At 48.8% G+C, this 12222-nt stretch carries 16 protein-coding genes; 12 read left to right on the top strand and 4 right to left on the bottom strand.

Going from position 1 to position 12222, the window contains the following annotated elements; genetic code table 11:
• Nucleotides 1-5: 5 nt before the first annotated feature.
• Entirely contained in the window at nucleotides 6-791 is a 786-nt protein-coding gene (locus tag ACN0UY_RS05760) for a glycosyltransferase family 2 protein (RefSeq protein WP_417665748.1), read from the bottom strand.
• Between the two features lie 92 nt (nucleotides 792-883).
• On the opposite strand from ACN0UY_RS05760, the gene ung reads away from it, so the two are divergent.
• Entirely contained in the window at nucleotides 884-1549 is a 666-nt protein-coding gene (ung, locus tag ACN0UY_RS05755; protein WP_417665747.1) for a uracil-DNA glycosylase, read from the top strand.
• A 110-nt stretch (nucleotides 1550-1659) separates the two neighbouring features.
• Here ung and ACN0UY_RS05750 read toward each other — a convergent pair whose 3' ends face one another.
• Nucleotides 1660-1827, bottom strand: coding sequence for a DUF3545 family protein (locus ACN0UY_RS05750; RefSeq protein WP_128351323.1), 168 nt, complete (start codon nucleotides 1825-1827; stop codon nucleotides 1660-1662).
• Between the two features lie 170 nt (nucleotides 1828-1997).
• Between ACN0UY_RS05750 and suhB the strand changes: the two genes are divergently transcribed.
• The 9 genes from suhB to fdx all read left to right on the top strand — a co-directional run bounded on the left by suhB (nucleotide 1998) and on the right by fdx (nucleotide 9063).
• Entirely contained in the window at nucleotides 1998-2798 is an 801-nt protein-coding gene (gene suhB, locus ACN0UY_RS05745) for an inositol-1-monophosphatase (protein ID WP_417665746.1), read from the top strand.
• Between the two features lies 1 nt (nucleotide 2799).
• A complete protein-coding gene (trmJ, locus tag ACN0UY_RS05740; protein WP_417658800.1) occupies nucleotides 2800-3525 on the top strand; it encodes a tRNA (cytosine(32)/uridine(32)-2'-O)-methyltransferase TrmJ in 726 nt (241 codons plus the stop codon).
• A gap of 147 nt (nucleotides 3526-3672) precedes the next feature.
• On the top strand, nucleotides 3673-4155 hold the full coding sequence (iscR, locus tag ACN0UY_RS05735) for a Fe-S cluster assembly transcriptional regulator IscR (RefSeq protein WP_128351320.1): 483 nt from the start codon (nucleotides 3673-3675) through the stop codon (nucleotides 4153-4155).
• Between the two features lie 25 nt (nucleotides 4156-4180).
• Nucleotides 4181-5395: an IscS subfamily cysteine desulfurase gene (locus ACN0UY_RS05730; protein ID WP_417665745.1), complete on the top strand. Its 1215-nt coding sequence runs from the start codon at nucleotides 4181-4183 to the stop codon at nucleotides 5393-5395.
• A 15-nt stretch (nucleotides 5396-5410) separates the two neighbouring features.
• Nucleotides 5411-5794, top strand: a complete 384-nt coding sequence (gene iscU, locus ACN0UY_RS05725) for a Fe-S cluster assembly scaffold IscU (protein WP_128351318.1) — start codon at nucleotides 5411-5413, stop codon at nucleotides 5792-5794.
• A gap of 12 nt (nucleotides 5795-5806) precedes the next feature.
• Complete coding sequence (gene iscA, locus ACN0UY_RS05720) at nucleotides 5807-6130, top strand: iron-sulfur cluster assembly protein IscA (RefSeq protein ID WP_128351317.1); 324 nt, start codon at nucleotides 5807-5809, stop codon at nucleotides 6128-6130.
• A 10-nt stretch (nucleotides 6131-6140) separates the two neighbouring features.
• On the top strand, nucleotides 6141-6641 hold the full coding sequence (hscB, locus tag ACN0UY_RS05715) for a co-chaperone HscB (protein ID WP_417665744.1): 501 nt from the start codon (nucleotides 6141-6143) through the stop codon (nucleotides 6639-6641).
• Nucleotides 6642-6741: 100 nt separating this feature from the next.
• On the top strand, nucleotides 6742-8616 hold the full coding sequence (gene hscA, locus ACN0UY_RS05710; protein ID WP_417665743.1) for a Fe-S protein assembly chaperone HscA: 1875 nt from the start codon (nucleotides 6742-6744) through the stop codon (nucleotides 8614-8616).
• 108 nt (nucleotides 8617-8724) lie between these two features.
• On the top strand, nucleotides 8725-9063 hold the full coding sequence (gene fdx / locus ACN0UY_RS05705) for an ISC system 2Fe-2S type ferredoxin (protein ID WP_128351314.1): 339 nt from the start codon (nucleotides 8725-8727) through the stop codon (nucleotides 9061-9063).
• A 44-nt stretch (nucleotides 9064-9107) separates the two neighbouring features.
• Here the strand turns inward: fdx and msrA are convergent, their stop codons facing one another.
• Nucleotides 9108-9647 (bottom strand): peptide-methionine (S)-S-oxide reductase MsrA, encoded by a 540-nt coding sequence (gene msrA, locus ACN0UY_RS05700; protein ID WP_417665742.1) that lies wholly within the window; start codon nucleotides 9645-9647, stop codon nucleotides 9108-9110.
• Between the two features lie 103 nt (nucleotides 9648-9750).
• Nucleotides 9751-10308, bottom strand: coding sequence for an acyloxyacyl hydrolase (locus ACN0UY_RS05695; protein ID WP_417665741.1), 558 nt, complete (start codon nucleotides 10306-10308; stop codon nucleotides 9751-9753).
• Between the two features lie 279 nt (nucleotides 10309-10587).
• Here ACN0UY_RS05695 and ndk point away from each other — a divergent pair, with 279 nt between their 5' ends.
• Nucleotides 10588-11019: a nucleoside-diphosphate kinase gene (gene ndk / locus ACN0UY_RS05690; protein WP_417665740.1), complete on the top strand. Its 432-nt coding sequence runs from the start codon at nucleotides 10588-10590 to the stop codon at nucleotides 11017-11019.
• A gap of 34 nt (nucleotides 11020-11053) precedes the next feature.
• Nucleotides 11054-12187, top strand: a complete 1134-nt coding sequence (locus ACN0UY_RS05685) for a bifunctional tRNA (adenosine(37)-C2)-methyltransferase TrmG/ribosomal RNA large subunit methyltransferase RlmN (protein ID WP_128351311.1) — start codon at nucleotides 11054-11056, stop codon at nucleotides 12185-12187.
• Nucleotides 12188-12222 lie beyond the last annotated feature (35 nt).

Raw genomic sequence — 12222 nt, 5'->3', positions numbered from 1 at the left:
ATCAACTACTCATTTTTTTGTGTACCCTTTTGCTGCTTTTGACGGTATTGAATTTCATAAAGTTTCGCTTCGGTTAAAAAGAAATGAAACGCATCAATATTGGCTTTAATAAACCCCCGCCAGCCGGACCAAATCATTTGACGGCCCAGATAAAACTTTAAAAACATCAGTGGAAAAATCAGTAACAAGCGCGGCAAGCTGCATGGGCGGCCTTGCTCTATACGCTGCTCAGCCTTGAGCAGTGAATATTTGTTGAGCTTGTCCATGTAGCCGTGCGCGGAATCGTAACCGTAGTGTTTTAGATAAATCGGCAGATAGGCGGTCGGCTCATCCACGTGAATGTGCTCATGCACTCGTACCGAAGTGTCCATGTGGCTACGATCTTTGCGGTACACCCGGCGGTATTTGTGATGCCGCGCTTTCTTCAAGCTGTGGCCCATAAAAATATCATCGTGGTGTATCCAAATACCATTGATATCGCCTTGGGCGATGCGCTCGCGAATCATCTGCAAGCCGCCTTCCGGCATCACTTCGTCGCCGTCCAAGTTCAACACCCAATTGTGGGTGCATTGCTCAATACCAAAAGCTTTTTGCTTGGCGTAGCCGGGCCAATCGTTGTGAACAACACGTGCACCATGCTTTTTAGCAATCTCCAGGGTACCGTCGGTAGAGCCCGAATCAATAACCACAATCTCCTCAACACCACGAACACTCGCTAAAACTTCATCCAAGTGTTCGGCTTCATTAAGTGTAATTACAAACACACTCATTGGCGGGTAGGGCTTACTCATTGGGCGCTCTCTTTTATTGGTACAACAATTTAGTACAGTGTTAGGATACATGCATAGTATGAACTACTAATAATACAAAGGTTAGTCGGTAAATGACAGAACAGGCATTAAGTTGGAGCGACTTGCTCAGCGAAGAAAAAAAGCAACCGTACTTTATTGATCTTTTGCAGCGTGTACAGAACCAACGCGATGCAGGGAAAGTCATTTATCCGCCCAGCGAGCAAGTATTCCAAGCGTTCAAAATTACGCCTTTGCCTGACTTAAAGGTGGTAATTTTAGGGCAAGACCCCTATCACGGCCCCGGCCAAGCCCATGGTTTGTGCTTTTCAGTGCCCGACGGTGCCAAGCATCCACCTTCGTTGCGTAATATCTTTAAAGCTATCCAGCACGACTATCCAGAGTATCAGGTACCAAAATCCGGCAATCTGGAGCATTGGGCCAAACAAGGCGTGCTGTTGTTAAATACCGTACTTACAGTTGAGCAGGGCAAGGCGCATTCGCATGCCAGTTGGGGTTGGGAAACGTTTACAGACAAAGTGGTTGAGCAAATCAATATACAGTGCAGCGGGGTGGTATTTCTGCTCTGGGGCGCGCATGCGCAAAAGAAAGGGGCGCTGATTGATCGCCAGCGCCATCATGTGTTGGAAACCGTTCACCCATCGCCACTGTCGGCGCACCGCGGGTTTCTCACCGCAGGGCATTTCCGCCGCACCAACGAGCTGCTGGCAGAGCAGGGCAAGGGCGTTATTCGTTATTAGTACGCTTCGCTGTTCGTGCGCGCTTCGCGCTGTTCGGAAAAACCAATATCGAATAGTGAGGCATCGCCGAACGGACGAACAGCGAAGCGCACGAACAACGAGTAACGAATTTAAAACTCCAAACTATCGAGTTCGGCATCGAACTCGAAATCAATATCCTGCAGTTCATCGCGTAAACGATATTTTTCTTTCAGCGTTTCAATTTCACGCCACTTACGCGGGGCACCTTTTTTATTCGACTTAGATTCAACTTGTTTTAGCTCTTGTGAATGATCCATGGGACCCTCCGGCTTTTGTGTTGTTATTCTAAATTAGCGCAACATCGTTATAACACGGTATGGGTAAAAAGTGAACAGATCCATTCACTTGGGTAATTCTTGCTTAAACTTTGTAAGCTGCGTATAATTCGCGCCCTCAAAATCGTTCTTTCACAGTACAGGTAATTGGTATGCATCCGATGTTAAACATAGCGGTGCGCGCAGCGCGTGTGGCCGGCAAAATTTTAGTCAAAAACTTTGGTGTTGAGGTTGATCTGAATGTTCAAACCAAAACCCAAAACGATTTCGTGACCGAACTCGACAAAGCGGCTGAAAGTGCCATCATTCGCACCATTCAAAAAGCCTACCCACAGCACTCATTCCTTGCGGAAGAAAGTGGTGAAGTGGTTGGCGGCGAGCCAGACCACCAGTGGATTATTGACCCGCTTGATGGAACCACCAATTACCTGCGCGGAATACCGCATTTCTCAATTTCTATCGCATACCTGCACAAAGGTGTGGTGCAAGCAGCCGTTGTTTATGACCCGCTGCGCGAAGAGCTATTTAGTGCTTCACGCGGTCAAGGCGCACAATTAAACGGCAAACGCTTACGTGCCACCAAACAACGTGACCTTAACGGCGCGTTATTAGCAACTGGCTTCCCATTCAAACGTAAAGACATGACCAAAGACTACATGGCCGTGTTTGCATCACTGTTCGAGTACACCTCAGACATGCGTCGCAGCGGTTCTGCAGCGCTCGATCTTGCCTATGTAGCTAATGGCCGCATTGACGGATTCTGGGAATTTAGCTTGAAGCCGTGGGACATTGCGGCAGGCCAGTTATTGGTGCGTGAAGCGGGCGGTATTGTTACTGATTTCGCTGGTGGCCATGGCTTTATGACCAGCGGCAACGTGGTTGCGGGCAACCCGAAAGTTGTGCAACATTTGCTAACTACTGCGCGTCCACATTTACCAGCAAGCTTAAAATAACATGAACAACATTCGTATTGTCTTAGTCAACACCAGCCACACCGGCAACATCGGGTCGGTCGCGCGTGCCATGAAAACCATGGGACTAAACGATTTGTATTTGGTTGATCCAGTACAAGCGCCTGACAGCCATGCTTCGGCATTGGCAGCCGGTGCTACGGATGTGTTACATCAAGCAAAAATCGTCAAAACCTTACCAGAAGCAATTCAAGATTGTGGCTTGGTGGTCGGAACCAGCGCCCGTAACCGCACGCTGGATTGGCCATTGCTTGGCCCACGAGAAACGGCGGCAAAAGTACTGGCAGAAGCACCGAATTATCCGGTGGCTATGGTATTTGGTCGTGAAAGTAGCGGTTTAACCAATGAAGAGCTGCAACAATGCACCCACCACGTGCATATACCATCAAACCCTGAGTACAGCTCATTAAATTTGGCCATGGCGGTACAAACACTGGCCTATGAAGTGCGCATGCAGTTCTTAGAAGCCGATGCCAAACCACCCGTCAGTGACGTGGACTATCCGCTGGCTGGCGACCTGGAACGCTTTTACCAGCACCTTGAAGACACTCTCGGTGAAACCGGGTTTATCATTAAAAACCACCCCGGTCAGGTTATGGCGAAGCTACGCCGAATGTTTAGCCGCGCTCGCCCTGAGTCAGCGGAACTGAATATCCTGCGCGGCATTTTGACGTCAATTGATAAGAAAAACAAAAACGATATTAGCTAAAAGATATTGGATATTAGAAGAAGTAGCCATTACCGCTAATAGCTAATATCCAATAGCTAATATCGACTTTGCCGTTCAAGTGAATACTTGACTAAAATAGTCGGGAATGGCACACTTAAGGCCTAAGACAAAGGAGGCAATACCGCTATGCGCTTAACCTCAAAAGGCCGCTACGCCGTGACCGCTATGATCGACGTCGCGCTTCATACAGAAAATGGTCCAGTACCATTGGCAGATATTTCAGAACGCCAAGGTATTTCTTTAAGCTATCTTGAACAATTGTTCGCGCGCCTGCGTAAACAAGGTCTGGTTAGCAGTGTGCGCGGCCCAGGTGGCGGTTATCGGTTGGGCCTTGAGTCGCACCAAATTTCCATCAGCGCCGTAATACAAGCCGTTGATGAAAGTATTGACGCCACACGTTGCCAAGGCAAAGGCGGATGCCAAAGCGGTAGCCGTTGCTTAACGCATTCACTCTGGACCGACCTAAGTGAGCGTATTGAAGACTTTCTCGCCAACATTAGTTTGGCAGAACTGGTCAAGCAAGAAGACATTGCCCGCGTGGCCTTACGTCAAAACAACTTAATTTCCGAACAGAAAAAACGCGAAAACCAAATTGCATTGAGCCAGTAAGCAGTCTGGCAAGAGGAGTAGCTTGATGAAATTACCGATTTATTTTGATTACGCAGCAACCACGCCGGTTGACCCGCGCGTGGCCGAAAAGATGATGCAATTCCTGACCCCAGATGGTCAGTTTGGTAACCCTGCATCGCGTTCGCACCGGTTCGGTTGGCAAGCTGAAGAAGCGATTGATATCGCCCGTAATCAGATTGCTGATCTGATCAATGCGGACCCGCGTGAAATTGTCTTCACCTCGGGTGCTACCGAATCAGACAACTTAGCCATTAAAGGCGCGGCTGAGTTTTACAGCAAGAAAGGTAAGCACATCATTACGGTTAAAACCGAGCACAAAGCTGTGCTGGATACGTGCCGCCAAATGGAGCGCGAAGGCTTCGAAGTAACCTACCTAGACGTTAAAGAAGACGGCTTGGTTGACCTTGATGCATTCAAAGCTGCCCTGCGTGAAGACACCGTATTGGTTAGCATCATGCACGTAAACAACGAAATTGGCGTGATTCAAGACATCGAAGCTATCGGTAACCTGTGTCGTGCAAACAAAACAGTATTCCACGTTGATGGCGCGCAGAGCACCGGTAAAATTGAAGTGGATATGGAAAAGCTACCAGTTGATATGTTCAGCATTTCAGCCCACAAGATGTATGGCCCGAAAGGTATTGGCGCATTGTATGTACGTCGTAAGCCACGGGTACGCTTAAATGCACAAATGCATGGTGGTGGGCACGAACGTGGTATGCGTTCAGGCACATTGCCAACGCATCAAATCGTCGGCTTCGGTGAAGCTGCACGCATTGCCAAAGAAGAAATGGGCGCAGAATTTGAGCGTTTCAAAATGCTCCACGACCGTTTATGGAATGGCGTAAAAGACATCGAAGAAGTGTACATTAACGGCAATCAAGAACACGCTGTGCCGCACATCTTCAACATCAGCTTTAACTTTGTTGAAGGCGAAAGCCTGATTATGGCGCTGAAAGACCTCGCGGTTTCTTCAGGTTCAGCCTGCACATCAGCAAGCCTTGAGCCTTCGTACGTATTGCGCGCCTTGGGCCGCAACGACGAACTGGCACACAGCTCAATCCGTTTCAGCTTCGGCCGCTTTACTACTGAAGAAGAAGTGGATTACGCCATTAAGCAAATTCAAAATTCTATTGGTCGTCTACGCGACATGTCACCCCTTTGGGATATGTACAAAGACGGCGTCGACCTAAGTAAAGTCGAATGGGTCGCACACTAAGAGAGGTAACACGGTATGGCATACAGCGAAAAAGTAATCGACCATTATGAAAACCCGCGCAACGTAGGCGCGTTTGACAAAAATGATCCGTCAATCGCAACCGGAATGGTCGGCGCACCAGCGTGCGGCGACGTTATGAAATTGCAGTTGAAAATTAATGCCGAAGGCATCATTGAAGACGCAAAATTCAAAACCTACGGCTGTGGTTCTGCAATCGCTTCAAGCTCACTTGTTACCGAGTGGGTTAAAGGCAAGTCAATTGCCGAAGCTGAGCAGTTGAAAAACACGCAAATTGCTGAAGAACTTGCATTGCCACCAGTGAAAATTCACTGTTCAATTTTGGCAGAAGACGCAATTAAAGCAGCAATTGCTGACTACAAAAAGAAACACGTAGCGTAATCGGGTTATAAGATGGCAATTACCATAACTGAAGCGGCGGCGCATCGCGCCCGCTCGTTTTTAGAACAACGCGGTAAAGGTGTGGGCATTCGGTTGGGTATTAAAACCACCGGCTGCTCCGGGCTCGCCTACGTGATGGAATTTGTTGACGAAGTGGACGATACCGATACGATTATCGAAGCCAACGGCGTGAACATTGTCGTCGACGGCAAGAGCTTGGTGTACCTTGATGGCACCGAAATCGACTTTGTCAAAGAAGGCCTAAACGAAGGTTTTGAGTTCCGTAATCCAAACGCCAAAGGCGAGTGCGGTTGCGGAGAAAGCTTCAACGTATAACAGGCAAGCAATGAATCATTTTGAACTGTTTGATATGCCCGCCGCATTCTCTTTAGATGCGGCGGAATTGCAACAGCGCTACCGCAAATTGCAGCAAACGCTGCACCCTGATCGCTTTGCCACTGGCAGTGAACGCGAAAAATTACGTGCCGTGCAACGTACCGCACAGCTGAACGATGCCTATCAAACCTTGCGCTCACCGCTCTCGCGCGCTGAGTACTTGCTGGAATTACGCGGTATTGATTTGGCGCACGAACAAACCACCCTGCAAGACCCTGACTTTTTAATGGCGCAAATGGAATGGCGCGAACGCATTGAAGAAGTCACTGACTTGGAGGCGCTTGATAACGCCTACAAAGACTTGCAAGAACAAATGAATGCGTTGCAAGGCGAGCTTGAGCAACACCTTGAAGCGGGTGCCAATGAAGACGCCGCCATTGCGATACGCAAGCTGAAATTCATGCACAAGCTGCATCACGAACTCGATTTAATCGAAGACAAACTCGAGTAACGTTCGCTACGCTATTCGTCCGCGCTTGTGCGCTATTCGAACAGCGAAGCGCACGAACAGCGAAGCGTACTAACAACGAATAACGAATTTGAGGTTTTAAATGGCTTTACTACAAATTGCGGAACCAGGTCAAAGCACCGCCCCGCACCAACATCGCCTTGCCGCTGGCATCGATTTGGGCACCACCAATTCATTAGTGGCGAGCGTGCGTAGTGGCGAAGCCGCAGTACTCAAAGATCAAGAAGATCGCGCCATTTTACCGTCCGTGGTTTATTACGGTGCCGATGAAATTCTTACCGGTAACGAAGCCCTGGCAAAACACGCCGACAAGAGCATTGAAACACAGAATACCATTGTTTCTGTAAAGCGCTTTATTGGCCGCACCATTGCCGACGTGCAGAAAAACTTCTCAAACTTGCCGTATCGCATGAGCGAAACCGACAATGGCGTGCCGGTATTCCATACCGCCGCGGGCGAGAAAAACGCAGTAGAAGTCTCTGCTGATATCTTGCGTACCTTGGCAGCACGCGCTGAAGCCTCATTAGGTGGTGAGCTTACTGGCGTGGTGATTACCGTGCCAGCTTACTTCGATGACGCACAGCGCCAAAGCACCAAAGACGCTGCGCAACTTGCCGGTTTAAAAGTCTTACGTCTATTGAATGAGCCAACCGCAGCAGCGGTTGCGTATGGTCTCGACTCAGGCCGTGAAGGCTTGATTGCGGTTTATGATTTAGGTGGCGGTACCTTTGATATTTCCATTTTGCGATTGCAAGGTGGGGTATTCGAAGTGCTGGCAACCGGTGGTGACAGCGCCCTTGGCGGGGATGACTTTGATCAGCTCATCGTTAACTGGTTTAAAGAGCAGTGGTCACTGCCCGAGAATGTTGATGCGCGCCATGAACGTGATCTGATCAATGCAGCCAAAGCGGCGAAAGAACAGCTGACGGAAGCTGAATCTGTGGTCATCAATCGGCCTTCTTCAGCCAGCGAAGACGATGCACTCACGTTAACCCGCGCCAAGCTTAATGAATTGATTGAACCTATGGTGCGCAAAACCTTAGCGTCTTGCCGCCGCGCATTGAAAGATGCCGAAGTTAGTGCCGATGAAATACTTGATGTCGTGATGGTTGGCGGCTCAACCCGCGTGCCACGTGTGCGCGAAGCTGTTGGCGAATTCTTCGGTCGCGAACCGTTAACCTCCATTGACCCAGACCAAGTAGTAGCCTTAGGCGCTGCCATTCAAGCTGACATTCTAGCCGGTAACAAACCTGACTCTGACATGTTGTTGCTGGATGTAATTCCACTCTCGCTAGGCCTGGAAACTATGGGCGGCTTGGTAGAAAAAGTCGTTGCGCGCAACACCACGATTCCAGTCGCAAAAGCGCAAGAATTCACCACCTTTAAAGACGGCCAAACCGCCATGATGATTCATGTGGTGCAGGGCGAACGTGAGCTGGTCGATGACTGCCGTAGTTTGGCTCGTTTCGTGTTGACCGATATACCACCCATGGCAGCTGGTGCCGCACACATTCGGGTAACCTTCCAAGTGGATGCAGACGGCTTATTGAGTGTTACCGCCATGGAAAAATCAACCGGCGTGAGCGCATCAATTCAGGTGAAACCTTCCTATGGTTTGGGTGATAATGACATCACTAAAATGATTGAAGCATCTATGAGCAACGCCAAAGAAGACATGGCGGCGCGCATGTTGCGTGAACAGCAAGTTGAAGCCGACCGCGTTATCGAGGCGCTTAGCAGTGCCTTAGCCGCAGACGGCAAACTGCTTGACGAGAACGAGCGCGCAACCCTGGATGCCGCCATGGAGCAACTTCGCGTGGCTCGAAGCGGCACAGATGTTGCAGCCATTGAACAAGCTATTGAAGCCGTAGACAAAGCCAGCGATGATTTCGCCGCGCGTCGCATGGACGCCAGCATTCGCAAAGCACTCTCCGGCACGAAAGTCGACGAATTATAAAAGCAAAAACGCAATTGGATAGCGATAATGCGATATTAGATCCGTTTTTTTAGGGGGTTAGCTAATATCGAATATCTAATAGCTAATATCGAACTTGAGGTTTTATTTATGCCAAAGATTGTATTTTTACCCCATGAAGAGCTTTGTCCAGAAGGTGCAGCCCTCGAAGCAAAAGACGGCGAAACTGTGCTTGACGTGGCTTTGCGCAACGGCATCGGCATAGAGCATGCCTGCGAAAAAGTGTGCGCCTGCACCACCTGCCACGTTTACATTCGCGAAGGTATGGACTCAATTAACGAAATTGAAGAAAACGAAGACGACATGCTCGATAAAGCGTGGGGCCTCGACCCAGATTCACGCTTAAGCTGTCAGGCTAAAGTTGACGGCGAAGACCTCGTTGTAGAAATCCCGAAATACAGCATCAACCACGCCAAAGAAAACCATTAGTAAGAAGGGGGTGCAGTCCAAGGACTGCACCCCTCTTAATTGTTTTATCCGTCGAGTTTCTCGGCGAAAGTACGTTTGAATTTTGCCAATTTCGGATGAACAACGGCTTGGCAATACGCGTTTTCCGGATTACGCTCCACGTAATTCTCGTGATAATCCTCAGCTGGCCAGAACTTCTCAAGCGGCTCAATGGTCGTCACAATCGGCGCATCCCACGTATGTTCGCGCTCCATTTCGGCAATAATTTCTTCCGCTAAACGCTTTTGCTCGTCAGTTTGATAGAAAATCGACGTGCGATATTGCGTCCCAACATCGTTACCCTGACGGTTCACTTGGGTTGGATCGTGCAGCGCAAAAAATATTTCTAAAATTTCCCGCACACTTAAAGCCGTTGGCTCAAAGGTTACCTGCAGCACTTCAGCATGCCCAGTGCTGCCTGAGCAGACTTCTTCATAGGTTGGGTTTTCTTTGTGCCCACCGGCATAACCAGACTGCACCTTTAACACCCCACGAACTTGCTTAAAAGCACCTTCAAGGCACCAAAAACAACCGCCACCTAAAGTAATTTGTTGCGTCATAACCACCTCATATACTGCAAAATAAATAGACGTCTAGATGCCCACACTTTACGCCCGTTGCACCCAAAGCGCAAGAGGAGGGGGGTAGTCCATGGACTGCACCCCTCTTTTATATCGGCACGTGCCAGGTGAGTACCCACAGATCGAGTCCATCATTCGGGCGCTTGATGTCGGCTTGCGAGTAATGTGAATAGCCGAAACTCAAACGTGCCTTGCTAACCGGGTCGTACTGCCAAGCGAGCGCAATACGATCTTCGAACTGAAACGAAATAGACAAATCACGATCGGAAATTTTCTGATCATCCAGTAATGATACACCAATGCCTGCTTCGAGCAGCAAAGGCTGCGAACCACCGGTTAATTCCCACTGCAGAACGGGACTGAAGGTAACAGCATTGATGCGGTCATTCGAGTTACGCGAATTCACCCAAGTATTGACTGCAACCTCCCAGTGTACGCGAGGCGAACCAATTAAATTGAACCAGCTTTGCGGCAATAGTTTCGGACCATCTGTCCAACGGTACCCAGCACGAACACCATTAATATGTTCAGCAGAATAGCTGACAGCCAAATGCGCCTCATCAGCATGCGCTTTAGGTGCAACCGTCGCGAAGAATGCAACACTATAAAATATCAAACCAAGAATAATATTCTGTAACCTTTTCATACGCCTACGTCCTTACTACAAGCGCTAATAACTCTGTAAATACAAGGCGGCATTTTACATACATTCACGTATGTATGTAAGCGAGCAAAGGCAACTAAAATTCGATTACAGCATTCGAAAAATTAGGATGAAATAAAAAAAAGAAGGGGGTGCAGTTCATGGACCGCACCCCCTTCTTTCACTTAACCGCCCACTAGCCGCGTAGACGGCTTTTATGTATAATCCGCGCGACTCTAACTTCGACAACCTTTCACTTATAAAACTTGATTGGAGAAAATCATGGCTCTAGAACGCACCTTATCAATTATCAAGCCGGATGCCGTTGGCAAAAACGTAATCGGCGCTATCTATAACCGTTTTGAAACTGCGGGCTTCCGTATCGTTGCAGCAAAAATGATGCACTTAAGCACTGAACAAGCTGAAGGCTTCTACGCTGAACACAAAGAGCGTCCTTTCTTCCGCGCATTGGTAGACTTCATGACTTCTGGCCCAATCATGGTGCAAGTACTTGAAGGCGAGAACGCAGTAAAACGTCACCGTGACATCATGGGCGCAACTAACCCAGCTGATGCATTGGCAGGAACTTTACGCGCAGACTATGCTGTATCTATCGACGAGAACGCAACGCACGGTTCTGACGCATTAGAATCTGCAGCACGTGAAATTGCATATTTCTTCTCTGACGAAGAACTCTGCCCACGCACGCGCTAATAACCAATAACGAATAACGCACTTAAGGTTTTATATGAATGCAGTAGACAAAAAAGTGAATTTACTCGACTTGAACCGTGAAGCAATGCGCGAGTTCTTCAAAGAGTTGGGTGAAAAACCATTTCGCGCCGATCAGGTCATGAAGTGGGTGTATCACTATTGTGTCGATGACTTTGACGAGATGACCAATCTCAACAAGGTGCTGCGTGAAAAACTGAAACAGGTGGCCGAAATTCGGGCACCTGAAGTGCGTGTTCAACAACAATCGTCGGACGGTACCATCAAGTTCGCGATGACCTTATTTGACGGTCAGGATGTGGAAACTGTATGGATTCCAGATCGCGACCGTGCCACCTTGTGTGTGAGTTCGCAAGTAGGCTGTGCACTGGAGTGCACCTTCTGCTCAACCGCGCAGCAAGGGTTCAACCGTAACTTAAAAGTGGCCGAAATTATTGGCCAGGTATGGCGGGTGAGCAAACTCATCGGGGCCTTTGGCGACACCGGCGTAAAAGCTGTCACCAACGTGGTGATGATGGGCATGGGTGAACCGCTGTTGAACCTGAATAATGTGGTTCCAGCTATGGACTTAATGCTCGACGACAACGCTTTTGGTTTATCGAAACGTCGCGTCACCTTAAGTACCTCGGGTGTGGTGCCAGCTTTGTATAAGCTGAAAGAGCAAATCGACGTTGCTTTGGCGATTTCCCTGCACGCGCCAAACGATGAATTGCGCAACGAGATTGTGCCAATTAATAAAAAGTACAATATTCAAGAATTCCTCAAAGCCAGCCGTGACTACATTGACGGCTCAAAGGCAAATAAAAACATCACCATTGAATATGTGATGTTGGACCACATCAATGACTCGATGGAGCAGGCGGCCGAATTGGCCGAAGTGCTGAAAGACACGCCGTGCAAAATCAACCTCATTCCGTTTAATCCATTCCCAGGTTCAGACTATGGCCGATCGAGCAATTCACGCATCGACCGCTTCGCCAAAGTGCTGATGGATAAAGGCTACATCGTTGTTGTACGGCGCACCCGTGGTGACGACATTGATGCTGCTTGCGGCCAACTTGTCGGGGATGTGATTGACCGCACCAAGCGCATCTTGAAAAAGCAACAAGCGCAACGCGGCGGCGACGGCATCGAAATCAAAGCGGTTTAATCGCACGCTGAAGACAAACTTAACATAGCTTTGAC

It is taken from the genome of Pseudidiomarina sp., from assembly GCF_048268165.1.
In the GTDB taxonomy this organism is placed as follows: domain Bacteria; phylum Pseudomonadota; class Gammaproteobacteria; order Enterobacterales; family Alteromonadaceae; genus Pseudidiomarina.
This window is presented reverse-complemented; position numbering and strand designations above follow the sequence as displayed.

Excerpts from the sequence above, each read along its gene's own strand:
- hscA (WP_417665743.1), top strand. The coding sequence starts at position 6,742 with ATGGCTTTACTACAAATTGCGGAACCAGGTCAAAGCACCGCCCCGCAC.
- ACN0UY_RS05760 (WP_417665748.1), bottom strand. The coding sequence starts at position 791 with ATGAGTAAGCCCTACCCGCCAATGAGTGTGTTTGTAATTACACTTAAT.
- trmJ (WP_417658800.1), top strand. The coding sequence starts at position 2,800 with ATGAACAACATTCGTATTGTCTTAGTCAACACCAGCCACACCGGCAAC.
- suhB (WP_417665746.1), top strand. The coding sequence starts at position 1,998 with ATGCATCCGATGTTAAACATAGCGGTGCGCGCAGCGCGTGTGGCCGGC.
- hscB (WP_417665744.1), top strand. The coding sequence starts at position 6,141 with ATGAATCATTTTGAACTGTTTGATATGCCCGCCGCATTCTCTTTAGAT.
- ndk (WP_417665740.1), top strand. The coding sequence starts at position 10,588 with ATGGCTCTAGAACGCACCTTATCAATTATCAAGCCGGATGCCGTTGGC.
- ACN0UY_RS05750 (WP_128351323.1), bottom strand. The coding sequence starts at position 1,827 with ATGGATCATTCACAAGAGCTAAAACAAGTTGAATCTAAGTCGAATAAA.
- ACN0UY_RS05685 (WP_128351311.1), top strand. The coding sequence starts at position 11,054 with ATGAATGCAGTAGACAAAAAAGTGAATTTACTCGACTTGAACCGTGAA.
- ACN0UY_RS05730 (WP_417665745.1), top strand. The coding sequence starts at position 4,181 with ATGAAATTACCGATTTATTTTGATTACGCAGCAACCACGCCGGTTGAC.
- ung (WP_417665747.1), top strand. The coding sequence starts at position 884 with ATGACAGAACAGGCATTAAGTTGGAGCGACTTGCTCAGCGAAGAAAAA.
- ACN0UY_RS05695 (WP_417665741.1), bottom strand. The coding sequence starts at position 10,308 with ATGAAAAGGTTACAGAATATTATTCTTGGTTTGATATTTTATAGTGTT.
- iscR (WP_128351320.1), top strand. The coding sequence starts at position 3,673 with ATGCGCTTAACCTCAAAAGGCCGCTACGCCGTGACCGCTATGATCGAC.
- fdx (WP_128351314.1), top strand. The coding sequence starts at position 8,725 with ATGCCAAAGATTGTATTTTTACCCCATGAAGAGCTTTGTCCAGAAGGT.
- iscA (WP_128351317.1), top strand. The coding sequence starts at position 5,807 with ATGGCAATTACCATAACTGAAGCGGCGGCGCATCGCGCCCGCTCGTTT.
- iscU (WP_128351318.1), top strand. The coding sequence starts at position 5,411 with ATGGCATACAGCGAAAAAGTAATCGACCATTATGAAAACCCGCGCAAC.